This is a genomic window from Arthrobacter sp. KBS0703, assembly GCF_002008315.2.
Classification (GTDB): domain Bacteria; phylum Actinomycetota; class Actinomycetes; order Actinomycetales; family Micrococcaceae; genus Arthrobacter.
This window is the reverse complement of sequence record NZ_MVDG02000001.1, coordinates 361103-382152: the sequence shown is the minus strand read 5'-3', so window position 1 is coordinate 382152 and position 21050 is coordinate 361103. Positions and strand designations below refer to the sequence as shown.

Below are 21050 nucleotides of genomic sequence, written 5' to 3'. Positions count from 1 at the left end.
GATGCTGCCATGAGCAACGACGACCTTGACCCCGCCGCAGCCACGGCCGAGTTCGGGCTCCCCGACCCCTCCGACGTCCTGGACCTCGATTCACTGCTGACTCCCGATGAGCTGTTCCTCCGGCAGCGGATCCGCGACTTCACCGACCAGCAGATCCGCCCGGAGATCGCCGAGTGGTACGACCAAGGCATTTTTCCGCGGCATCTGCCGGCGCAGCTTGGCGAGCTCGGCGTGCTGGGCATGCACCTGGAGGGCTACGGCTGCCCGGGGCGATCCGCCGTCGAGTACGGCCTGGCAGCCATGGAGCTGGAGGCCGGCGATTCCGGCATCCGCACGTTCGTCTCCGTTCAGGGATCGCTGGCCATGACCGCGATCCACAGATGGGGTTCGGAGGACCAGAAGGAGGAGTGGCTCCCCCGCATGGCGGCGGGTGAGGTGATCGGCTGCTTCGCGCTCACGGAGCCGACGGCCGGTTCGGACCCGTCGTCGATGGCCACCTTCGCCCGTCAGGACGGCACCGGCGCCGACGCCGGCTGGATCCTGGACGGCTCCAAGCGCTGGATCGGACTCGCCTCCATTGCCGACGTCATGGTGGTCTGGGCCAGGACCGACGACGGCATCCGCGGCTTCCTCGTGCCGGCCGGCACCGCCGGCGTCAGCGCCGCGCCCATCGGTCAGAAACTGTCGATGCGCGCCTCCGTTCAGTGCGACGTGACGTTCGACGGCGTGCTGCTGGGACCGGAGGCGCTGCTGCCGGGCGCGCGCGGACTCAGCGGGCCGTTCTCCTGCCTCAACGAGGCCCGGTACGGCATCGCCTGGGGAGCCATGGGCGCGGCCCGCGACTCCTACGAGGCGGCCCTGAACTACGCGGCGGAGCGGCAGCAGTTCGGCCGGTCGCTGGCGGGCTACCAGCTCACGCAGGAGAAGCTGGTGAACATGCTGCTGGAAATCCAGAAGGGCACTATGCTGGCGATGCACCTGGGCCGGCTCAAGGATGCCGGCAGGTTGCGGCCCGAACAGATTTCATTGGCCAAGCTGAACAACGTCCGTGAAGCCATCAAGGTGGCCCGCGAAGCCCGGACCATCCTGGGCGGAAACGGCATCACCCTGGACTTTTCGCCGCTGCGGCACGCCGCGAACCTGGAGTCGGTGCGCACCTACGAGGGGACGGACGAGGTCCATACGCTGATCCTCGGCCAGCACATCACGGGATTGCCCGCCTTCAGGTAGCGTTCCGGCCGGGTGCCCTTGCCCCCGCCTGGTTCCGGCAAGCTCAACCAGCGGAGGATCCGCCCCTTGTCCCCGCCACCGCCGCGGTCCAGAATGGCCAGCATGGCAGCTTCCGGGGATACGAAAAGTGAGAGGCGGCGGGCGGCGGTCGGCACGGCAGTGTTCGCCCTCGCACCGGCGACGGCCGCGGGCCTGGTTCCGTGGCTGCTGACACGCTGGCGAGTGCAGCGGCCGGTGCCCGGCGGGGCACCCGCCCAGCTCGTCGGGGCCCTAATGCTGGGGGCAGGCGCGTCCGTGATCGCCAATTCCTTCGTCCATTTCGCCGTGGAAGGCGTCGGCACCCCGGCGCCGTTTGCGCCGCCCAAGCATCTGGTGGTGGGAGGCCTGTACAGGTACGTGCGGAACCCGATGTACGTGGCGATCGCCGCCGCCGTCACCGGGCAGGGCCTGCTGCTCGGACAGCCCAAGCTGTTCGCGGCCGCCGCCTTGGGTGCTGGCCCAGTCGCGGCCTTCGTGAAGTTCTATGAGGAGCCCACGCTCGCCAAGAAGTTCGGTGCTGAGTACCAGGTGTACCGCGAAAATGTCCCCCGCTGGGTTCCGCGGCGCACGCCCTGGCGGCCCGTTTCCGGACGGGTGTAGGCTCCGCGCCGCTGCAGGACGGGCGGCAAGGCGCTCAGGCCGAGAAGCCGCCGTCGGCCTTGATCCGCTGGCCCGAGACCCAGCGGCCCGCCGGGGACAGCAGGAAGGCCACCATCCCGGCAACGTCGGCAGGTGTCCCCAGCCGGCCTCCGGGCTGGCGCCGGGTCAGCTCCTCGCGGACCTGCCGTGTCATCCAGCCGGTGTCCACCGGCCCGGGGTTCAGCACGTTGGCGGAAATCCCCATGGGGCCAAGCTCCCTGGCGGCGGCAATCACGATCCGGTCCAGCGCACCCTTGGAGGCGCCGTACGGAAGGTTGAACGCCGTGTGGTCGCTGGTCAGCGCGACCATCGCGCCGCCGTCGTCCGCTGCCTGCCGCGCGAAGGCGGCGATCAGCTGCCAGCTGGCCCGGGTGTTGACGGCGAAGTGGCGCTCAAAGCTTTCGAGCGTGGTGTCCAGGATTCCCGAGTCGACGGACTCCGCGTGGCTGAGCACCATGCCTTGGATGATGCCCGCCTGTTCGGCGACGTTCGCCATCAGCCAGTCCACGGCCTCCGGATCCTGGAAGTCCGCGGGCAGGGAAATCACCTTGGCGCCGATGGCCTCCAGCTCCGAGGTGAGCCGTTCGACGTCGTCCGGCTGGATTCCCCAAGGCATGCGGGCATCGAATCCCTGCCAGTACGTCAGGACCAGGTCCCAGCCGTCCGCCGCGAGCTGACGCGCGATGCCGGCACCGATACCGGCCAGGCGGCCGACGCCGGTCACCAGGGCGGTCTTGCGCTGGGGCTCGATCGGCGGGGCCTGCAAATGTTCGGCCTCCAGAGGCTCGGGCGTCAGGCTCATGCCGGCAGCTCCGTCAGCGAGCCGCGCCGCAGCACCACGAGCCAGCAGGCCAGGATCGCCAGCGCACAGAACACGCCGGTGCTGGAGGCCATGATCCACAGCCCGGGCGTCTGGACGTTGAGGTTTTCGGCCCCGAACAGAGTGCCGATGACCTTGGGAGAGAAGAGGAACACCATGACGGATGCGCCCAGGATCCCTCCCATGAGCCAGCGCGTCATGCGGTGGCTGTGTGGCGTCTCGCGGAGGGTCCATGCGAAGGCCGGAAGCACGCCGGCCATCCAGACCCAGTGGTGGGACCACGAGACGGGGCAGATCAGGAGCATCGTGAGCGCGGTGGCGGAAATGGCCAGCACCCTGGCGCCCTGGTCGCTGGCAGCCTTGATGACGGCTGCTCCCAGGGCCACCACCAGCAGACTCAGTGCCAGCCAGGGCACGGTGACCCCTGCCTCGGGAACGCCGAAATGGAGCAGCGCACCCTTGATGGACAGGTTGTCCACGTAGCCGGCGCCGCCTAGCCGGGAGGTGTCGGGCAGCATCTGGAGCCAGAACTGCAGGGACTCGGCAGGGCGGATGAGCCAGCCCAGCAGCACCGTGGACGCGAAGCCGGCGGCCATGTTCAGCAGTCCGCGCCAGTCCTTGCGCATCAGGAAGTACAGGCCGAAGGCCAAAGGTGTCAGCTTGATCCCGGCCGCGACGCCCACCAGAAAGCCGCTGCCTGGAAGCCCGCGGCGCCACTTCGGGTTGCCGGCCAGCAGGTCCGCCGCCACCAGCCCCAGGAGCAGGATGTTGATCTGGCCGAACACCAGCGTCTCCCGCCACGGGCCGAGATTCATGATGGCCAGAAGCAGCACCACGGCGCCTACCCGGTTCCGCAGGGAGCGCCTGGCGGACGGACCAAACGTCCCGCGCCAGCCGGAATTCCCGTTCCAGAACCGGACTCCCAAAGCGGCGACCCAAGCCGAAACCGCCACTCCCCCGACGTTGAAGAGCAACAGGGCTGACGCCTGGGGCAGCAAGGCGAGGAGGCTGAATACAAGGGCAGCGAACGGCGGGTACGTGAAGGCAAGCTCCGGGCCACCTGCCCATTGCAGGGTCGGACTGTAAAGCCCCGACGGCGCCAGGCCGGCCTCGTTCAGGATCTTGCCGGCGAGCCAGTAAACGCTGAAGTCCAGGCCTTCCTTGCCCCACGCGCCAAGCCGCGAGGCGATGAAAATGGCAGCCGCGGCGACGACCAGCAGGGTGACGATTTCGGCGGCAACTGCCGTCGCCCATGGCCTTCGAAGGAGCCCCGCGGAGCCTGCCCCGGACCCTTCGTGCGGGCCGGCGGCCGTGGCATCTTGCGTTAGGGCCGTATCTTCTGTTTGGGCCTTGTTTTTTGTTTGGGCGTCAAGCAGAGCCATTCACTGTCCCCCAGATGCGTGAACCTGTGTGGTTTAGCCTCCGGGACGCACGTCGCGTCATGCCGCAGGACCAGCACCCGCAAGGGCGCTGCGGCAAGTCTACCGAAGCGCCCCGATCCATCCGCTCAACGACGCACGCGGATGCGGACGCGGCCGAACCTCACGCCGCGGCCGTACGTAGATGTGTATAAGAGACGCCGCACCGGCTGCCACCGGCGCGGACCGGCGCTTCCCGGCGTCCTTGCGGATGGTGGCGCTGATGATGGCTGCGATGGTGCACATCGCGGCCGCGCCGAACCAGGCGTAAGTGTACTGGCCGGTGGCGTCGCGGATGGCTCCGGCGGCAAGCGCGGCCGCGGCTGCGCCAAGCTGATGGGCGGCAAATACCCAGCCGAACACCACGCTGCCGTCGGCACCGAACACCTGGCGGCAGATGGCGGCCGTGGGCGGCACGGTGGCCACCCAGTCGAGGCCGTAAATCACCACAAACACGATCATGCTGGGCTGGACGGTGGCGCTCAGCAGCAGCAGCGGCAGCACCAGCAGCCCGATCCCGCGGAACTGGTAGTACACGGCCAGCAGGATCCGCGGGTTGAAGCGGTCCGTCAGCCAGCCGGAGGCGATGGTGCCCAGGATGTCGAAGATCCCGACGACGGCAAGCAGTCCCGCCGCGGTGGTCTCCGGCATGCCGTGATCGTGCGCGGACGGGATGAAGTGCGTGCCGATCAGTCCGTTGGTGGTGGCGCCGCAGATCGCGAAGCCGCCGCGAGCGCCCAGAACGTGCGAATCCTGCTGGCGCGCCTGAGGACCTGCAGCGCACGGACGGCGGCGTTGCGGCTCGGTTCGGCGGCACCCGCGGCGGCCGGCGCAGCGTGGGAAGCAGCAGCGGCGGCTGTCTCTTATACACATCTAGATGTGTATAAGAGACAGCCGTAAGGCAACGCCCCGACGTCGGCCGGCGAGTTCTTCAGGAACTTCAGCACCAGCGGAACCACTGCCAGGGCGCCGGCGGCGATCAGCAGGGATGCCTGCCGCCAGCCCGGATCCTGGGCCAGCATCGCGATGAACGGCAGGAAGACCAGCTGGCCCGCGGCACTCCCGGCCGTCAGGATGCCGATCACCAGGCCGCGGCTCTTCGAAAACCAGGTGTTGGCGATGGTCGCCGCGAAGACCAGCGCCATGGAGCCGGTGCCCAGCCCGATCAGCAGGCCCCAGGTGAGGAGGATCTGCCAGGACTGGTTGACCAGCACCGTCAGGGCGCTGCCGGCCCCGATCAGCACGAGCGCGACGGCAGTGACGGCGCGGATGCCGAACCGTTCCATAAGAGCCGCAGCGAACGGTGCCGTCAGGCCGAACAGCACCAGGTTGATGCTGACGGCGCCGGACAGGACCGTGGTGGACCAGCCAAACTCCTGCTGGAGCGGCACCATAAGCACGCCGGGCGCGGCACGGAAGCCCGCCGCACCCACGAGCGCCAGGAACGCCACCGCGGCCACCATCCATGCGGGATGCAGGCGGCGCTTCCGGGACGGGCCCGGAGGGATCGCTGCCTCTTGGTCTTCGTCGTTGCGGGCGGCGGTCGCCTCGGGGTTGCTCATGCGGCTGTTCCTTTGTGTCCGGGTGAGTCCATAAGGTGGGTGTCTGCTTGCGCGCGTTCGGGGCGTTCGCGGGCGGTTGCCAGCGGCACCGGGTCCTCGGTGCGGGTCAGGCTGTGCCAGCTGGTGTTCTCCGCCGTGAGCCGCTCACCGCACTCCGTGCAGGTGTCCGCGGAACCGGTCCGCTGCCCGCAGGACGAATGGATGACGTACATGTGGGCGCGGCCGGATGGCGCCGGGAGGTGCTTTTCGGACCAGATCACGACGGCGTTCAGCACCGGCAGGGCGTCCTCGCCCTTGGCGGTGAGCACGTACTCCTGGCGGGTGCGGCCGCCGTCGTCATACGGTTCCTTGGCCAGCAGTCCGGACTCCACGAGCGCGGCGAGCCGGCGGGTGAGGACCGAGTCCGCCACCTGGAGGCACGTCTTCATGGCGTCGAAGCGGCCGTTGCCGAAGAACACCTCGCGCAGCACCAGCATGCCCCACGGGTCGCCGAAGATATCGAGGCCGCGGGCCATGCTGCAGTTGCGCTGGGACCAGTCAGAACGGAGTGCCATACACCGAGGCTAGCTGACTTTCTTGAAGAAAGCCAGAGGGGATGCGTTGGAGCGGTCCGCCGTTACTTGATGAACGTGAAGGCGTGCTCGAGGTCCGCGATGAGGTCCTCAACGTCTTCGATGCCGCACGAAAGCCGGATGAGGTTCACGGGGACGGCCAGCTCGGTGCCCTTCACGGAAGCGTGCGTCATCTCCGACGGGTAGTTCATGAGGGACTCGATGCCGCCAAGCGACTCGGCCAGGGTGAAGACGGAGGTATTTTCCGCGACGGTGCGCGCCGCAGCCTCGCCGCCCTTGAACTGCACCGAAATCATGCCGCCGAATTTCTTCATCTGCTTCTTGGCAAGGTCGTGGCCGGGGTGCGAGGGCAGTCCCGGGTACAGCACGGCCTCCACCTCGGGGCGTTCCAGCAGCCATTCGGCCACGGCCTGGGCGTTGTCGCTGTGGCGGTCCATGCGCACGCCCAGCGTCTTGAGGCCGCGGGTGGTGAGGAAGGCATCCATCGGCCCGGACACGGCGCCAACGGCGAACTGCACGAAGCCGATCTTCTCCGCGAGTTCGGCGTCCTTGACCACGATCGCGCCGCCCACCACATCGGAGTGGCCGCCGATGTACTTGGTGGTGGAGTGGACCACGACGTCGGCACCCAGGGCCAGCGGGGTCTGCAGGTAGGGCGACGCGAAGGTGTTGTCCACGATCAGGAGGGCGCCGGCGTCGTGCGCCACCTTGGCGAGAGCCTCAATGTCGGTGATCTTCATCATGGGGTTGGAAGGGGTCTCCACCCACACGAAACGGGTCTTGTTCGCGGCCACCGCCGCGGCGACGGACGCGAGATCGGACATGTCCACGGGGGTGTTGCCGATGCCCCAGTCCCCCAGCACACGGTTGATCAGGCGGTAGGTGCCGCCGTAGGCGTCGTTGCCGAGGACGATGTGGTCCCCCGGCCGGGTGAGGGCACGGATCAGCGAATCCTCGGCCGCCAGGCCGGAGCTGAACGAATAGGCGTGAGTGCCGCCCTCCAGTGCGGCGAGCTGCTCCTGCAGGGCGTCGCGGGTGGGGTTGCCGCCACGGCCGTACTCGTAGCCGTCGCGGAGGCCGCCGATGCCGTCCTGGGCGTACGTGGAGCTGAAGTGGAGCGGCGGCACCACGGCGCCGGTGCGGGGCTCGAAGGCCTGTCCGGCGTGGACGGCGCGGGTGTTGAAACCTTGGTTTTCAGAGACTGACATGGGGCTCCTTGGACTAGTTGCTGAGGTACGCGAGGAGGTCGTGGCGGGTCAGGATGCCGATGGGGGCGCCGACAAACGTCACCATCACGGTGTCGACGTCGGACAGCAGCTCACGGGCCGCCGAGATGGTTTCCAGCGAGCCGATCACCGGCAGCCGCTCACCCATGTGCTCGGCGATCTTGTCCGTCAGCTTCGCCTCGCCGCGGAACAGTTTGGCCGTCAGGGTGCGCTCATCGACGGCGCCCAGGACCTCGCCCATCACCACGGGCGGCTCCTGGGACAGCACAGGGATGTGGCTGACGCCGTACTCGTTCATGATGTTGATGACGTCGCGGACGGTCTCGTTGGGGTGGATGTGGACCAGGTCCGGCAGTTCGCCGGTCTTGGACTTGATGACCTCGCCCACGGACGCTTCCTCGCCGCCGGAAAGGAAGCCGTAGGAGCGCATCCACTGGTCGTTGAAGATCTTGGCGAGGTACCCGCGGCCGGAGTCCGGCAGGATCACCACCACCACCGCGTCCTCGGGAAGGTCCTGCGCGGTCCGCAGGGCGGCAACGACTGCCATGCCGGAGGATCCGCCCACCAGCAGGCCCTCCTCGCGGGCCAGCCGCCGGGTCATGGCGAAGGAATCGGCGTCGCTGACGGCGATGACCTGGTCCGGAACGGATTTGTCGTAGTTGGCGGGCCACATGTCCTCGCCCACGCCTTCGACGAAGTACGGGCGCCCGGTGCCGCCCGAGTAGACAGAGCCTTCGGGGTCCGCCCCGATGATCCTGACCCGGCCGCCGTCGGACTCCGCACGGTTCGCGGAGACTTCCTTGAGGTAGCGGCCGGTGCCGGTGATGGTCCCGCCAGTCCCGGCTCCGATGACGCAGTGCGTGACCTTGCCGTCGGTGTCCCGCCAGATCTCGGGTCCGGTGGTTTCGTAGTGGCTGAGCGGCGCAGCGGGGTTGGAGAACTGGTCCGGCTTGTAGGCACCGGGGATCTCGGTGACCAGGCGGTCCGAGACGCCGTAGTAGCTCTGCGGGCTGTCAGGGGCGACGGCGGTGGGGGTCACCACCACTTCGGCGCCGTAGGCCTGGAGCACCGCGCGCTTGTCCTCGCCCACCTTGTCCGGCACGACGAAGATGCACTTGTAGCCTTTTTGCTGGGCCACGAGGGCCAAGCCGACGCCGGTGTTCCCCGAGGTGGGCTCGATGATGGTGCCGCCGGGCTTGAGCTTGCCGTCGCGCTCGGCTTCCTCGATCATCCTGGCCGCGATGCGGTCCTTGATGGAACCGCCGGGGTTCACGTATTCCAGCTTCACGAGGACAGTGGCTTTGAGGCCGTCGGTGACGTGGTTGAGCTTGATCAGCGGGGTGTTGCCGATAAGGTCCAGGACGGACTGGGCGTACTTCATGGGTACAACTTACCGTCTTGACCGCATGCGGTCCTCCTGGCACCTTTCGGTGCGAAGATTATGCGGTGAAGCCCCCGCACCTGCCGAAGAACCTGCGGAGTTACCTATTGCCCGGCTTCATGCTGGCTGCAGGCGCCGGAGCGCTCGCCGCCGGGTTCCTGCCGTGGGATTCGTTCCAGCAGATGGCCGGACGCACCGTTCCCGTTCTCGCCTTTGTGCTGGCGATGACGGTGGTCACCGAACTGGTGGACGACGCCGGGCTGTTCCGGGTGGTGACAGACCGCATCGCCGCGCTGGGCCGGGGCAGCGTCTTCCTGCTGTGGTTGCTGGTGCTTGCCCTGTCCGCCGTCGCCACCGCGTTCCTGTCGCTGGATACCACCGCCGTGCTGGTGACCCCGGTGGTGGTGCTCCTGGCGGTCCATGCCAGGATCCCTCCGCTGCCGTTCGCCTTGAGCACGGTGTGGCTGGCCAACACGGCGTCGCTGCTCCTGCCCGTCTCCAACCTCACCAACCTGCTCGCGCAGGGGAGGCTTTCACTGACTCCGCTGGGTTTTGCCGGGCTGATGTGGGCACCTTCGCTGGTGGGCGTCCTGGTGCCCGCCCTGCTGCTGTGGCTGGCGTTCCGCAAGGACCTTCGCGGGCGCTACGGCCCGCAGCCGGCGCACTGGGTGCGGGACCGGACACTGCTGCGGGCCGCCGGCGGAACACTGCTCGTGCTGCTCCCGGCGCTTGTTTCCGGCGTCCCGGTGGCGATTCCCGCCTTGGCCGCGGCAGCGTTCCTCCTGGTGCTGTTCCTGTGGCGCCGCCCTTCCGCGCTGCGCTGGTCCATGCTGCCGTGGCGCCCGCTCATGCTGACTGCAGGGCTGTTCATGGTGGTCGAGGCCCTGCACTCGCACGGCCTCACGCAGGCGCTGGCCCCGGCGGCCGGATCGGGCGAGGCCTTCCCGGAGCTGCTGCGGCTGGCCGCGCTGGGAGCCGGTTCCGCCAACGTCGCCAACAATCTTCCCGCGTACCTGGCCCTGGAGCCTGTGGCCGGGTCCCCGCTGCGGCTGGCAGCCCTGCTTATCGGAGTCAACCTCGGGCCGCTCGTGTCGCCGTGGGCTTCGCTGGCCACACTGCTGTGGCACGAGCGGCTCCAGACCCTCAACCTGCGGGTCCGGTGGGGCGGCTTCGCCCTGGCCGGCGTCGTCGTGGTCCTGCTGGCGCTGCCGCTGGCAGTGCTTGCGCTCTGGCTGTGCAACGGGATGCCCTGAATTCTTGGCCCGGGCACTCTAGCCAAGGGCGGCGCCGACACGGCAAGCTGACAACGCATCCTCCATCAGCTTCGACGAAAGGAACCCTGCCATGGACTGGACCCTCGAAGTGGTGCTGCTCCCGGTGAGCGACATCGGCCGCGCCGTGGAGTTCTACCGCGACAAGGTGGGCTTCAACCTTGACCACGACACAAAAAACGAACACATGCATGTGGTCCAGCTGACGCCGCCCGGCTCTGGCTGCTCGATCGTCATCGGCGATCTCCCGTCGCAGAACGAGATGGCGCCCGGGTCCATGCGCGGACTTCAGCTGGTGGTTTCGGACGCCCGGGCCGCGCGCGACGAACTGCTCGGCCGGGGAGTGGAGGCCAGCGAGATAACCGTCTTTGACGAGCGCGACGGCGGCACGTTCTTCGGGTTCAGCGACCCGGACGGCAACACCTGGGCCGTGCAGGAACTGAAGGTCCGTGCCCAGAAGCCGCTGATCCCGGTGGCGGCCCGCGGGCGCTTCGGCGAGGAGTAGCTCAGCCCGTTGCGCCCTCCGCGGCTCCGGTTTCTCCGGTTTCTCCGGTTTCTCCGGCCGGAAGGTTCTCCCAGAGTCCCATGACGTTGCCTTCGGTGTCCTTGAAGTAGGCGTAGAAACCCATGCCCGGGATGGCATCCTTCGGCTTCACCGTGGAACCGCCGAGCTGCTCGACCGCCCGCAGGGTGGCGTCGATGTCCTCGACGTCTACCGTGATGACCGGAGTGGTCAGGTCGCCTTCCCTGGCCATCATGCCGCCGTTGATGGCTCCGGGCACGGTGGGCCGGCCGGTCTTTTCGTCCATCGGGGTGGTGATGACCACGTTGTAGTCCATTTCCGGCATGGGATCGATCCGCCAGCCGAGGGCCTGGCTGTAGAAGTTTCTCGCCCGGTCCTGATCGTCCGCGGGGATTTCGAAATGCACCACTCCACCCATTGCACTCACCTGACAGTTCGAAGGGACGGCGCGGCGGCCCCGCGCCACACCTGGGATTGTAGTCCTCCGCACCTCGCGGGATAAGGCCTGATTCCAAGGTCCGCCGGCAGCGGCGGCCCGCGGTGTCAGCGGTCCGTGGGACGATGATTCCATGACCATCACGGACGTCCCCGCCAGCGTTGCAGCTGCCGCCGACGCCTCCCTGCGGTGGCATCCCGGGGGTCCCTACAACCTGCGCCAGACTCTGGGCACGCTCATGCGCGGCAACGGAGATCCCTCATTTTCTTCCCGGCCGGAAGGCTTGTGGATGGCGTTCACGACGACGGACGGTCCGGTCTCGCTGCGGCTCACCAGCGCCGAGACGGGACCGGAACCCTACGTCGATGCGCAGGCGTGGGGCCCCGGCTCCGCGGCCGCCCTCGCCGGCGTGCCCCGCCTGCTGGGCGCCGAGGACGACTGGTCCGCATTTGACGAGGCCAGGTTTCACGCGACGCTCCCCCGTATGGTCCGGGAAGCCCGACGCCGGAACCTCGCCGTCCGGCTGCCGTCCACCGGGCGAATGGTTGATTCCCTCGTGCCCACCGTGCTGGAGCAGAAGGTCACCGTCATCGAGGCCCGGCGCGGCTACCGCTATCTCATGAACCGCCACGGCACGCCGGCCCCGGGGGCCGGCACCGTTGCACCGGCCGGGCTGCTGGTCCAGCCCACTCCCGGGCAGTGGCTGCGCATCCCGTCCTGGGAATGGCACCGGGCCGGAGTGGGCCCCCAGCGTTCGGCGACGGTCATGCGGGCCCTGCGTTCCGCCGTCGCGCTTGAACGGCTGGCCACGCTGCCGGCGGCGGAGGCTGCCGGGAAGATGCAGACCATTCCCGGAATCGGCGAGTGGACGGCCGCCGAGGTGGTGCAGCGGACGCACGGCTGTCCGGACTCGATCGCCGTGGGCGATTATCATCTGGCGGCCGACGTCGGCGCCGCGCTGACCGGCCGGCGGACGGACGACGCCGGCATGCTTCGGTTGCTGGCGCCGTGGCAGGGGCACCGGCAACGCGTGGTCCGGATGATCGGGCTCAGCGGTTTCCGGAAGCAAACCTTCGGGCCGCGGATGACCATCCAGGACCACCGCCGGCACTGACTCCGTTTTCCCTAACGCAACGCGGGGTCACTTCGCGCCCAATCCCCCGCCTCCATTGGGCCTCAAGTGACCCCGCGTTGCCTTAGGCTGAGCGGCGCTTCGCACTTTTGACCCGTCTGATCACGCTCTGGAATCCGTCCTCCAAATCGTCGGCGTTGACCTTGAAGTAGGACCAGCCCGCACTAATGAACGCCTCGTCGCGACGGTTGTCCCGGGACTGCTGTTCCCGCGAAAGGTGATGAGCGCCGTCGTACTGCAGGGCGATCCGGAAGCGCCGGTACCCGAGGTCGGCAGTCGGCGACCAGGCGTCGTAGGGGTCAACGCGCAGCTGCAGTTCCGGTTCGGGCAGGTGGGCATCCAGCATGGCGAGCCGCAGGAACGTTTCCGGGTAGGAGTCCGCCCCCACACGCATCTCCTCGAGTGCCTGCCGGGCCTTCTCCACGCCCTTCATGTTCGGGTGCTGCCGGATGAGCAAGCGCAGTCCGTCCTTGTAGGCGTACGGCGTGGTCCGGCCTTCGAAGTTAGCCCTTGGAAACCTGATGAGCTGATCCCCCATCGCGATGACGTACCTGAGTGGCAAGACGGCCGCCAGGTCCAGCCAGGTCCGCGGCGGCAGGGACATGGGAATACCGTCGCGCTTCCCGATCTCGCCGGGAATCACCCGGACCCGGTGGCCGGTCACTCCGACTCGGCGCACCCGCGGCAGCTCATGCGGCTTGCTGAGATGAACAATGTCCCCGTCCATCCACGGCGGAAGCCCCAATGAGGTGAGCTCCGCCGCGGTCTGATGGGACACCCAGGCTCCCGGCGTCGCCGCTGCCAATACCCTGGCACGTTCCCGCAGTTCGAGTTCCCGGCCCTGCGGCAGATAAATGAGGCGGCCGCCGTCGGCCAAGTCTCTGGCGCGCAGCCGTTTCGCGGGAACGCCCAGCGCCCTCGATTCGTACACGGTAAAGGGCAACTGGTTCAGGGTGTCGGGTAGCGGTGTTGACCGGGCCATGGGAATTATTCTGGCTGCTCGTCGACGCCTTTAAGAGTTATCCACAGCCCGACTTCACCACCCTGCAACGCGGGGTCAGATATCGCCCAATAGTCCCCTTCAATGGGGCGTTATCTGACCTCGCGTTGCTGTCAGAGCCCCAGCCGGGCCACGGCCTCCTGGCGCATCTCCACCTTGCGGATCTTGCCGGAGACGGTCATGGGGAAGCTTTCGCGGACGTCCACGTAGCGCGGGATCTTGTAGTGGGCCAGCTTCCCGCGGCAGAACTCGGCCAGGGCGGCGGCGTCCAGCGGCGCGGCGCCGGGGTTGAGGATGATGCAGGCCATGAGTTCCTCGCCATACTTCGCGTCCGGGACTCCGATCACCTGCACGTCCTGGATCGACGGGTGCGTGTAGAGGAATTCCTCGATCTCGCGCGGGTAGATGTTCTCGCCGCCGCGGATCACCATGTCCTTCATCCGGCCCTCGATCACCACATAGCCGCCGTCATCCATGCGCGCCAGGTCCCCGGTGTGCATCCAGCCGTCGGCGTCAATTGCCTCGGCTGTCTTGTCCGGCTGGTTCCAGTACCCCTGCATGACCGCATAGCCCCGGGTGCACAGTTCACCGATCTCGCCGCGCTCCACCACGTCACCCGTGGCAGGGTCCACGATCTTGCTTTCGAGCTGCGGCATGGTCCGGCCCACGGTTTCGGTGCGCTGCTGCATCGTGTCCCCGTCCCGGGTCATGGTGGACACGGGCGAGGTCTCGGTCATGCCGTAGCAGATGGCCACGTCCCTCATGTTCATCTCGGAGATGACCCGGTTCATGACCTCGATGGGACAAAGCGAGCCAGCCATGACCCCGGTCCGGAGCGTGGAGAGGTCGTAGGACGCGAAATCGGGCAGCGCCAGTTCGGCGATGAACATGGTGGGCACCCCGTACAGCGAAGTGCCGCCGAAGTCCTGCACCGCTTCAAGCGCCGCGGCCGGCGTGAAACCGCGCCCCGGGATGATGGTCGCTGCGCCGTGGCTGAGCGCGTTCAGGTTTCCGATCACCATGCCGAAGCAGTGGTAGAACGGCACCGGAATCACCACGCGGTCGTGCTCGGTGTACCCGAGCAGTTCGCCGATTGAGTAGCCGTTGTTGAGGATGTTGTGGTGGGTCAGGGTGGCGCCCTTGGGGAATCCCGTGGTTCCGGAGGTGTACTGCAGGTTGATGGGGTCGTGCGGGTCAAGCCCCGCCATGCGGGCCTTCAGCCCGGAATGCGCGACGGCGTCCGCCCGCTTGAGCAGCTCGGCGTACGTCAGCTCCCGGTCATTTTCGGGGTCGCCGGCGGTGAGCTCGGCGGAGCCGGCATCCGGCAGGAACACGAGTTCGCTCAGGTCCGGGCATGCGGCGAGCGCCTGCCGCGCCATCCCCACGTAGTCGCTGTTGCGGTCCGACGGCGCCGTGACGAGCATCCGCATGCCGTTTTGCCTGACCACAAACTCCAGCTCGTGGCTGCGGTAGGCCGGATTCACGTTCACGAGGATCGCCCCGATCTTCGCCGTGGCGTACTGCAGGATGGTCCATTCCGCGCAGTTGGGGCTCCAGATGCCGATCCGCTCCCCCTTCCCGACGCCCAGGGCGAGGAGCGCACGGCCGACGCGGTCGACGTCGTCGTTCAGTTTGGAGTAGCTCCAGCGGCGGGCGTCGGCGCCAGGCACAGCCGCCGCCTCGATCAGCGCATCGTGAAAGGGGAACTGGGCCACCACCCGCTCGAAGTTGTGGCCGATTGTCTCCTCGAGCAGCGGGACGTCAGTGTCCCCGGCTGTGTATGCGCGCATGATGGCACGCTATCAAGAGGCCCCGGGCAAGAGAAGCGCAATAGTAGGGTGTCCGGCGTAAAGAGAGCGGGGCCTGCGGGCGGCGGCCGGTATTGTGAAATCCATGAGTGCACCCATCGACCTGCAGGCAACGTTCATCCCCAACGACGGCGAATTTTTCCGCGTGAAGCTCGCCTTGGAAATCGCCATTGACGAGGTAGTCAACGAGCCCGGCTGCATCCAGTACGAGCTCACGGAAGCCACCGAGGAGAAGCTGGTCCTGACCGAGCAGTGGGCCTCCGAAGACCACCTGGACAAGCACTCCAAGGGCACGGCCGTCCAGGACCTCAACGAATCCCTCAGCGCGCTGCTGGCCGAACCGGTCCGCCTCGAACGCCTCTAGTCCCCTCAGCCAAGCAACGCGGGGTCACTTCGCGCCCAAAGAATCCGGTTCAATGGGCGCGGAGTGACCCCGCGTTGCTTGGTGCTGTTGCTGCCGGTGCGCTTAGAAATCCGGGATCTGCGTGCCGTCCTGCGTGCCGGAGCCCGTCGCCTTGCTGCCGCCGTCGGCTGCTGCCGCTTCGGCCTGCGAGCGCGCCACGTGGGCATGGACTTCCTCCATGTCGAGCGCCTTGACGGCGTCGATCACCTGCTCCAGCTGCGGGGCGTTGAGCGCGCCCGGCTGGGAGAAGACGAGGACCTTCTCGCGGAAGGCCATCAGCGTGGGGATGGATGTGATGCCGGCCTCTGCGGCCAGCTGCTGCTGGGCTTCGGTGTCCACCTTGGCGAAGACGACGTCGCCGTGTTTTTCCGAAACGGCGGAGTATGTGGGCCCAAACTGCTTGCAGGGACCACACCATTCGGCCCAGAAGTCAACGAGGACGATGTCGTTGCCCTCGATGGTCGATGCGAACTGTTCACCTGTGATGTCAACGGTAGCCATGGTTCAACGGTACGCGAGGAGCGTTAGTTAGTCCTCCTGGAGGCCGGTTTGTTCGCTCCCCGCGTCACCGGGAATATTGCCGACGGCGGCGCCGTCACGGTTAACGTCCGGCCCAATCATGCGGGGCCGGCCGCCGTGCGCTCGGCAACGCAGTGTCCAGCCGCCAGCCGTGAATCCAATCGGGCAGTTCCAGTCCCGCCGGCGGCTGGCCGAACTCCGCGAGAATTTCCTCCTGGGTCACGGGACCGCCCTTGCCCACGAGGCGCGTGGCGACATATGCACGGGCATAGATCTCGCCCTTCACCACCATGCGCTGCTCGAAGTAGATGGCCTTGGCGTCCAGCCCGATGATCTTGGTTTCGATGGTGTATTGCTGCCAGAGCTGGAGGGACCGGCGGAACGCTATGGTCTCGCCGGCAGCCACCGGGCTCCAGCCCCGCCGTCGCATTTTCTGCCAGGTTCCGCTCCTCACCATCAGGTCGAAACGGCCCAGGTCCATGAGCGAGAAATACATGCCGTTGTTGACATGCATTGCGATGTCTATGTCCGTTGGGAGCACGCGGAGTGTCACGGATGCGGAATCCCAGACGCTGAGGGACGGGCGTTTGGCGGAGGTGAACAGCATCAGGAGTGTTCGCAGGAGCAAGTGCATGGCGACTATGTTACCCGCCAGTAACAACTCCCGAAAGACCCTCTGTCTGCGGCGCCGGCCCACGCGGTGACCTGCGCGCGACAGCCGAATCCGAGTGTTCCCGAGGGGAAAAAGAGGTAGCAACTACTCGTGCGGCGCCCTGTCGGCGCTTCGTACACTCGAATCAGGCTGGGGCCGGCACGTTAGCGAGCGTGCTTCACACATGAATAGCGGTCATGCGCCCCACATGCCACGCTCCCTCCTTCCTGGTCAGAGCCCCTCTTTGTTCTGCGCATCACCGCCCGGCGAGCGTCCGGTCACCCGGCAGCGCACGAACCAAGGGCACGCCATGAACCCACAGGAAGATGCAGGAACCCAGGAAGACCCCGGCCCCCTGGACGATCCAACGATCCAGCTTGGCCCTGCCGGCCCGGTCCCGCCTGGGCACCGGACGCCGCAGGGCCCGGCTGATCATCGCCGCCGCCGCCGTCGCCGGAGGTCTGCTCGCAGCCTCGGCAGTGGTCAACTCCGTGGCGGCCCCCGGAAACGGCGTTGCAGTAGCCGTCGCCAGCCCTGCTTCACCGGCGGAGCCTGCTCCCTCCGCCAGTCCGACGCCGTCCGTTACGGCCGCGGCGCCGGTCGCCGTGGCGCCGCCCGCCAAAGCCGCTCCGGTCAAGGCTGCCGCCGTCAGGGTTCCGGCGAAGGCTGTTAGAGTTCCGGCCAAAGCGACGGCGGCCAAGGTTCCGGCCAAAGCTCCGGCCAAAGCTCCGCCCACTGCCAGAAAGGCGGCCCCGGCCGCTGCTACCAACACGTACACCGTCGTGGCGGGCGACACGGTGGGCACCATCGCAGAGCGGTTCGGCGTCGATGTGAACGGCATGCTGGCCGCCAACGGCTTTGGCCCGTACTCCGTCATTGTTCCCGGGCAGACCCTGAAGCTAACGGGCCTCGCGGTGGCAGTGCCGAAGGCGGCGGGAGCACCGGCGCCAGTGCCAGCGCCTGCACCGGCCCCCGCACCGGCGGTGCGGACCATCTATGTGGCCGGATCTGGCGGGCAAGCGCTGGTGGACAGCTGCATCGGCCCCATCCACTTCACCCCCACTGACGGTTATTCCCTGTTCATCACCGAGCACGATTTCTGCGGAGGCTGGGCGCGCTTCTCGGGCATCGGCGTGGGCGAGAGGGTGGACATCCCCGGCTACGGATCGTACACAGTGGCTGGCCGCGGCCAGGTGCCCAACCCGGGCACGACGAACGATGTCGCGGCGGTCTTTGGAGGGTTCCCCCGGGCTGTCCTGCAGACGTGCATTCCCGGGACCACCCAGATGCTGGTCATAGCCCTCAACTAGCGGCAAGGCATGACGAGTGGCTGCCGCGGCCACGGCAGCCACCCGTAATATCGTCCCTATGACGCAGCAACGCTACCGGGACCTTGCCGAGTGGCCGCTGATGGGGACAGCCATCGTGTTCCTCGCGGCCTATGCCTGGCAGGTGGTCGGCCGGATGGAAGGCCGGGGCGCCGAGTGGCTCGAGGTCACCATGTGGGCCACCTGGGGCATCTTCGCACTGGACTACGGCGCGAATCTGTGGCTGGCGGAAAACCGCCGCCGCTGGTTCGTCCGCAACCTCCACGAACTGCTGATCGTGGCGCTGCCCTTCTTCCGCCCGCTCCGGCTTCTACGGCTGGTGACCCTGCTGTCGGTGCTGCACCGCACAGTGGGTGAAACGCTGCGGGGCAGGGTGGTCACGTACGTGGCCGCATCCGCCGCCCTACTGGTGTTCGTGGGGGCGCTGGCGGTGCTCGACGTCGAGCAGTCCGCTCCGGATGCCAAGATCCTCACGTTCGGCGATGCTGTGTGGTGGGCGGTGGCCACCATCACCACAGTGGGCTACGGGGATATTTACCCCGTCACCGCGCTGGGCCGAGTGGTGGCGGCTGCCCTGATGATGAGCGGGATCGCCGTCCTGGGCGTGGTGACTGCGTCCATCGCCTCGTGGCTGGTGCAGCGCGTCGAAGAGAGCACCGGTGCCGCAGCGGAATCGGCCGAACGGCCCGTCCTTGCGGAGGTGGGTGAGCTCGCGGCGGAAGTGGCCGCGCTGAGGCGCGAAATTGCCGAGCTCCGGCGGGACCCCACTCCGTAGGGTTGCCACCAGTAGCCGGCCGGACCGCCCGCGCGACAGTAACCGGCCTGACCGCGCCCGCTCCCCGACCGAAAGCGAGAAACAAAAAACCTCCGGAACCAGTAGGTTCCGGAGGTTTTTCAAAACGTGGCAGATGAGGGATTCGAACCCCCGTAGGCGTTGCCAGCTGATTTACAGTCAGCCCCCTTTGGCCGCTCGGGTAATCTGCCGAACTTCAAAAAGAAGATCACCGCATTGTTGTTTCAGCACCGCGGCAAGACAACCTTACAGAACTTCCGCCCAAGAATCGAATCGAGGCACGAAGGGCACAAACAGCCCGGAATTCAGGCTTCTCCGAGGATGCGACCGGCGAGTTTAGCCTCGAACCGGACGGCCTGGTCCTCGGTGATCTGGTTCAGCTGCACCGCCCGCTGGAGGTCGGCGTGCACGCCTTCGAGCCTGGACGATGAGTCGGCCACGGGGCTGAGAATAATGGATGCCGCCACTGCGGCTGCGGCCACAGACGATGCGGCGGCGGCGATGGTTACTGCGGCTGCGGACGTGGATCGGGTGACGTAGCGGGCGGCCTTGTGGGTCATTGCTTTCCTTTCGGAGCGGCTTCCAACTCCTACAACTTTGCGCGCAGAAGCTTCGTTCCCGCCTCGCCTCCGCTGTGAGTGAACTGTGAATGCCGCGGCAACTTCACATCAGCGCCAACCGTACTACGCTGGAATCCAGATATTCAGGCGCCTGCCCGGGCCCCGCACGGCCCGGGCGAAGCACCCACCAGCAAAAGGAGAATCATGGCAGGCGAGTCCACATTCGACGTCGTAAGCAAGGTAGACAAGCAGGAGGTTGCGAACGCGCTGCACCAGGCGCAGAAGGAACTGGCCCAGCGGTATGACTTCAAGGGTGTCGGCGCCGAGGTCGATTTCAGCGGCGAGAAGATCCTGATGAAGGCGAACTCCGAGGAACGCGTCCTGGCTGTCCTGGACGTGCTGCAGTCAAAGCTCATCCGCCGCGGGATTTCGCTGAAGTCGCTGGACACGGGCGAGCCCTACGCATCCGGCAAGGAATACCGGCTGGAGGCCACCATCAAGGAAGGCATCGCGCAGGATCTGGCCAAGAAGATCAACAAGCTGATCCGCGACGAAGCCCCGAAGTCCGTCAAGTCGCAGATCCAGGGTGACGAGCTCCGCGTGACCTCCAAGTCCCGCGACGACCTCCAAGCCACCATGGCGCTGCTCAAGGACTTTGACGAGGCGGACCTGCAGTTCGTCAACTTCCGCAGCTAAGGCGCGCCGCCTGACGCGCACCCCCCCCTGGCGACGCGCAGCTGGCCTAGCCACGCGCATGTTGCCCCTCGCTACGGTTATTCCGGCCGCGCCAGGTCATTTGCGCGTCGCCAGGTGAGTCGCGCGTCGCCAGCAGGAAGTACGACGGCGGCGCTCAGCCGAGCGGCCTTCCCGCCATCCGCTCCAGCCGGGCGATCCGGTCCTGCATGGGCGGGTGGGTGGCGAACAGCCGGCTCATGCCGCCGCCGCGGAACGGATTCGCGATCATCAGGTGCGAGGTGTTGACCAGCTTCTGGTCCTGCGGCAGCGGTGCCAGCTGGACGCCCTGGTGGATCTTGCGCAGGGCGGAGGCGAGCGCCAGCGGGTCGCCGGTCAGCTGCGAACCGTCCTCGTCGGCGTCGTACTCCCTGGTGCGCGAGATGGCCACCTGGATCAGTGACGCCGCGAGCGGTGCCAGCAGGGCCATGGCGATGAGGGCAAGGGGGTTCGAGTTGCGGCGGTCACCGCCGCCGAAGAACAGCAGCATCTGGCCCACGGAGGTGATCACGCCGGCCACGGCAGCTGCCACCGATAATGTCAGGATGTCGCGGTTGTAGACGTGCATGAGCTCGTGGCCCAACACGCCGCGGAGCTCCCGCGGGGTGAGCATCTGAAGGATTCCCTCGGTGACGCACACGGCGGCGTTCTGCGGGTTCCGGCCCGTGGCGAAGGCATTGGGCGCCGGGGTGGGCGAGATATAGATGCGGGGCATCGGCTGATTGGCGCGGGCGGAGAGTTCCCCCACTATCTCGTACAGCTCCGGGGCCTGGGCCTGGGACACCGGGTAGGCCTGCATGGCCCTCAGCGCGATCTTGTCGCTGTTCCAATACCCGTAGGCGGTGGTTGCGATGCCGATCAGCGCCATGATCCAGATGGGTGCCGCGCTGCGGGAATTGACGCCGATCAGGGCGCCCAGGCCCAACAGCACCGCCCACAGCACACCGAACAGCGCCGCGGTTTTCAGGCCGTTGTAGTGATTGTGCACTTTCGCCTCCACAGTTCG

Annotated in this window: 21 protein-coding genes, 1 tRNA gene and 1 pseudogene; 9 read left to right on the top strand and 14 right to left on the bottom strand. The window is 67.3% G+C overall.

Annotated elements, in window-relative coordinates:
* Positions 1–9: 9 nt before the first annotated feature.
* On the top strand, positions 10–1230 hold the full coding sequence (locus B1A87_RS01765) for an acyl-CoA dehydrogenase family protein (RefSeq protein WP_078027299.1): 1221 nt from the start codon (positions 10–12) through the stop codon (positions 1228–1230).
* A 102-nt stretch (positions 1231–1332) separates the two neighbouring features.
* Entirely contained in the window at positions 1333–1869 is a 537-nt protein-coding gene (locus B1A87_RS01760) for an isoprenylcysteine carboxylmethyltransferase family protein (RefSeq protein ID WP_078027342.1), read from the top strand.
* A gap of 34 nt (positions 1870–1903) precedes the next feature.
* Here the strand turns inward: B1A87_RS01760 and B1A87_RS01755 are convergent, their stop codons facing one another.
* From B1A87_RS01755 to B1A87_RS01730, 6 genes and pseudogenes are all read right to left on the bottom strand, one after another.
* Positions 1904–2710 carry an SDR family oxidoreductase gene (locus B1A87_RS01755; protein ID WP_078027300.1) on the bottom strand — a complete coding sequence of 269 codons (807 nt, stop codon included), beginning with the start codon at positions 2708–2710 and terminating at the stop codon, positions 1904–1906.
* Positions 2707–4110 carry a glycosyltransferase 87 family protein gene (locus tag B1A87_RS01750; protein ID WP_078027301.1) on the bottom strand — a complete coding sequence of 468 codons (1404 nt, stop codon included), beginning with the start codon at positions 4108–4110 and terminating at the stop codon, positions 2707–2709. The genes B1A87_RS01755 and B1A87_RS01750 overlap by 4 nt, the downstream gene beginning before the upstream one ends.
* Positions 4111–4314: 204 nt before the next feature.
* Positions 4315–5708, bottom strand: a pseudogene (locus B1A87_RS01745) (MFS transporter); the annotation flags it as partial.
* A complete protein-coding gene (locus B1A87_RS01740; RefSeq protein ID WP_260680593.1) occupies positions 5705–6262 on the bottom strand; it encodes a helix-turn-helix domain-containing protein in 558 nt (185 codons plus the stop codon). The gene B1A87_RS01740 and the pseudogene B1A87_RS01745, both read right to left, overlap by 4 nt.
* A 62-nt stretch (positions 6263–6324) precedes the next feature.
* Complete coding sequence (locus B1A87_RS01735; protein ID WP_078027303.1) at positions 6325–7488, bottom strand: cystathionine gamma-synthase; 1164 nt, start codon at positions 7486–7488, stop codon at positions 6325–6327.
* Positions 7489–7501: 13 nt separating this feature from the next.
* Positions 7502–8887 carry a cystathionine beta-synthase gene (locus tag B1A87_RS01730; RefSeq protein WP_078027304.1) on the bottom strand — a complete coding sequence of 462 codons (1386 nt, stop codon included), beginning with the start codon at positions 8885–8887 and terminating at the stop codon, positions 7502–7504.
* A gap of 119 nt (positions 8888–9006) precedes the next feature.
* Between B1A87_RS01730 and B1A87_RS01725 the strand changes: the two genes are divergently transcribed.
* Both B1A87_RS01725 and B1A87_RS01720 read left to right on the top strand, forming a co-directional pair.
* Positions 9007–10140 carry an SLC13 family permease gene (locus B1A87_RS01725; protein WP_078027343.1) on the top strand — a complete coding sequence of 378 codons (1134 nt, stop codon included), beginning with the start codon at positions 9007–9009 and terminating at the stop codon, positions 10138–10140.
* Positions 10141–10231: 91 nt separating this feature from the next.
* Positions 10232–10663 carry a VOC family protein gene (locus tag B1A87_RS01720; RefSeq protein WP_078027305.1) on the top strand — a complete coding sequence of 144 codons (432 nt, stop codon included), beginning with the start codon at positions 10232–10234 and terminating at the stop codon, positions 10661–10663.
* Between the two features lies 1 nt (position 10664).
* Here B1A87_RS01720 and B1A87_RS01715 read toward each other — a convergent pair whose 3' ends face one another.
* Positions 10665–11099: a VOC family protein gene (locus B1A87_RS01715; protein WP_078027306.1), complete on the bottom strand. Its 435-nt coding sequence runs from the start codon at positions 11097–11099 to the stop codon at positions 10665–10667.
* A 151-nt stretch (positions 11100–11250) separates the two neighbouring features.
* Between B1A87_RS01715 and B1A87_RS01710 the strand changes: the two genes are divergently transcribed.
* Complete coding sequence (locus tag B1A87_RS01710; RefSeq protein WP_078027307.1) at positions 11251–12231, top strand: DNA-3-methyladenine glycosylase; 981 nt, start codon at positions 11251–11253, stop codon at positions 12229–12231.
* A gap of 82 nt (positions 12232–12313) precedes the next feature.
* Here B1A87_RS01710 and B1A87_RS01705 read toward each other — a convergent pair whose 3' ends face one another.
* Positions 12314–13231: a hypothetical protein gene (locus B1A87_RS01705; protein WP_078027308.1), complete on the bottom strand. Its 918-nt coding sequence runs from the start codon at positions 13229–13231 to the stop codon at positions 12314–12316.
* 131 nt (positions 13232–13362) lie between these two features.
* On the bottom strand, positions 13363–15039 hold the full coding sequence (locus tag B1A87_RS01700; protein WP_078027309.1) for an AMP-binding protein: 1677 nt from the start codon (positions 15037–15039) through the stop codon (positions 13363–13365).
* A gap of 103 nt (positions 15040–15142) precedes the next feature.
* Here B1A87_RS01700 and B1A87_RS01695 point away from each other — a divergent pair, with 103 nt between their 5' ends.
* Positions 15143–15421 carry a putative quinol monooxygenase gene (locus B1A87_RS01695; protein ID WP_078027310.1) on the top strand — a complete coding sequence of 93 codons (279 nt, stop codon included), beginning with the start codon at positions 15143–15145 and terminating at the stop codon, positions 15419–15421.
* A 102-nt stretch (positions 15422–15523) separates the two neighbouring features.
* Here B1A87_RS01695 and B1A87_RS01690 read toward each other — a convergent pair whose 3' ends face one another.
* On the bottom strand, positions 15524–15961 hold the full coding sequence (locus B1A87_RS01690) for a co-chaperone YbbN (protein WP_078027311.1): 438 nt from the start codon (positions 15959–15961) through the stop codon (positions 15524–15526).
* A 100-nt stretch (positions 15962–16061) separates the two neighbouring features.
* The gene (locus B1A87_RS01685; protein WP_078027312.1) at positions 16062–16613 is read right to left on the bottom strand and encodes an acyl-CoA thioesterase; all 552 of its coding nucleotides are present in this window, start codon (positions 16611–16613) and stop codon (positions 16062–16064) included.
* Positions 16614–17008: 395 nt separating this feature from the next.
* On the opposite strand from B1A87_RS01685, the gene B1A87_RS01680 reads away from it, so the two are divergent.
* Both B1A87_RS01680 and B1A87_RS01675 read left to right on the top strand, forming a co-directional pair.
* Positions 17009–17941, top strand: a complete 933-nt coding sequence (locus B1A87_RS01680) for a LysM domain-containing protein (protein WP_260680592.1) — start codon at positions 17009–17011, stop codon at positions 17939–17941.
* A 58-nt stretch (positions 17942–17999) separates the two neighbouring features.
* Positions 18000–18734, top strand: a complete 735-nt coding sequence (locus B1A87_RS01675) for a potassium channel family protein (protein ID WP_078027314.1) — start codon at positions 18000–18002, stop codon at positions 18732–18734.
* Positions 18735–18861: 127 nt separating this feature from the next.
* Here B1A87_RS01675 and B1A87_RS01670 read toward each other — a convergent pair.
* Both B1A87_RS01670 and B1A87_RS01665 read right to left on the bottom strand, forming a co-directional pair.
* A tRNA-Tyr gene (locus tag B1A87_RS01670) sits at positions 18862–18943 on the bottom strand.
* Between the two features lie 114 nt (positions 18944–19057).
* Complete coding sequence (locus B1A87_RS01665) at positions 19058–19312, bottom strand: hypothetical protein (RefSeq protein WP_078027315.1); 255 nt, start codon at positions 19310–19312, stop codon at positions 19058–19060.
* A 204-nt stretch (positions 19313–19516) separates the two neighbouring features.
* On the opposite strand from B1A87_RS01665, the gene B1A87_RS01660 reads away from it, so the two are divergent.
* Positions 19517–20008, top strand: a complete 492-nt coding sequence (locus B1A87_RS01660; RefSeq protein ID WP_078027316.1) for a YajQ family cyclic di-GMP-binding protein — start codon at positions 19517–19519, stop codon at positions 20006–20008.
* 154 nt (positions 20009–20162) lie between these two features.
* Here the strand turns inward: B1A87_RS01660 and htpX are convergent, their stop codons facing one another.
* Positions 20163–21032: a zinc metalloprotease HtpX gene (gene htpX, locus B1A87_RS01655; protein ID WP_078027317.1), complete on the bottom strand. Its 870-nt coding sequence runs from the start codon at positions 21030–21032 to the stop codon at positions 20163–20165.
* Positions 21033–21050: the final 18 nt, after the last annotated feature.

What these genes read in the sequence shown, in the direction of transcription:
- B1A87_RS01665 (WP_078027315.1), bottom strand. Translation starts at nt 19,312, where the DNA reads ATGACCCACAAGGCCGCCCGCTACGTCACCCGATCCACGTCCGCAGCC.
- B1A87_RS01750 (WP_078027301.1), bottom strand. Translation starts at nt 4,110, where the DNA reads ATGGCTCTGCTTGACGCCCAAACAAAAAACAAGGCCCAAACAGAAGAT.
- B1A87_RS01735 (WP_078027303.1), bottom strand. Translation starts at nt 7,488, where the DNA reads ATGTCAGTCTCTGAAAACCAAGGTTTCAACACCCGCGCCGTCCACGCC.
- B1A87_RS01695 (WP_078027310.1), top strand. Translation starts at nt 15,143, where the DNA reads ATGAGTGCACCCATCGACCTGCAGGCAACGTTCATCCCCAACGACGGC.
- B1A87_RS01755 (WP_078027300.1), bottom strand. Translation starts at nt 2,710, where the DNA reads ATGAGCCTGACGCCCGAGCCTCTGGAGGCCGAACATTTGCAGGCCCCG.
- B1A87_RS01660 (WP_078027316.1), top strand. Translation starts at nt 19,517, where the DNA reads ATGGCAGGCGAGTCCACATTCGACGTCGTAAGCAAGGTAGACAAGCAG.
- B1A87_RS01710 (WP_078027307.1), top strand. Translation starts at nt 11,251, where the DNA reads ATGACCATCACGGACGTCCCCGCCAGCGTTGCAGCTGCCGCCGACGCC.
- B1A87_RS01705 (WP_078027308.1), bottom strand. Translation starts at nt 13,231, where the DNA reads ATGGCCCGGTCAACACCGCTACCCGACACCCTGAACCAGTTGCCCTTT.
- B1A87_RS01765 (WP_078027299.1), top strand. Translation starts at nt 10, where the DNA reads ATGAGCAACGACGACCTTGACCCCGCCGCAGCCACGGCCGAGTTCGGG.
- B1A87_RS01675 (WP_078027314.1), top strand. Translation starts at nt 18,000, where the DNA reads ATGACGCAGCAACGCTACCGGGACCTTGCCGAGTGGCCGCTGATGGGG.
- B1A87_RS01725 (WP_078027343.1), top strand. Translation starts at nt 9,007, where the DNA reads ATGCTGGCTGCAGGCGCCGGAGCGCTCGCCGCCGGGTTCCTGCCGTGG.
- B1A87_RS01760 (WP_078027342.1), top strand. Translation starts at nt 1,333, where the DNA reads ATGGCAGCTTCCGGGGATACGAAAAGTGAGAGGCGGCGGGCGGCGGTC.
- B1A87_RS01690 (WP_078027311.1), bottom strand. Translation starts at nt 15,961, where the DNA reads ATGGCTACCGTTGACATCACAGGTGAACAGTTCGCATCGACCATCGAG.
- B1A87_RS01685 (WP_078027312.1), bottom strand. Translation starts at nt 16,613, where the DNA reads ATGCACTTGCTCCTGCGAACACTCCTGATGCTGTTCACCTCCGCCAAA.
- B1A87_RS01740 (WP_260680593.1), bottom strand. Translation starts at nt 6,262, where the DNA reads ATGGCACTCCGTTCTGACTGGTCCCAGCGCAACTGCAGCATGGCCCGC.
- B1A87_RS01715 (WP_078027306.1), bottom strand. Translation starts at nt 11,099, where the DNA reads ATGGGTGGAGTGGTGCATTTCGAAATCCCCGCGGACGATCAGGACCGG.
- B1A87_RS01700 (WP_078027309.1), bottom strand. Translation starts at nt 15,039, where the DNA reads ATGCGCGCATACACAGCCGGGGACACTGACGTCCCGCTGCTCGAGGAG.
- B1A87_RS01730 (WP_078027304.1), bottom strand. Translation starts at nt 8,887, where the DNA reads ATGAAGTACGCCCAGTCCGTCCTGGACCTTATCGGCAACACCCCGCTG.
- B1A87_RS01720 (WP_078027305.1), top strand. Translation starts at nt 10,232, where the DNA reads ATGGACTGGACCCTCGAAGTGGTGCTGCTCCCGGTGAGCGACATCGGC.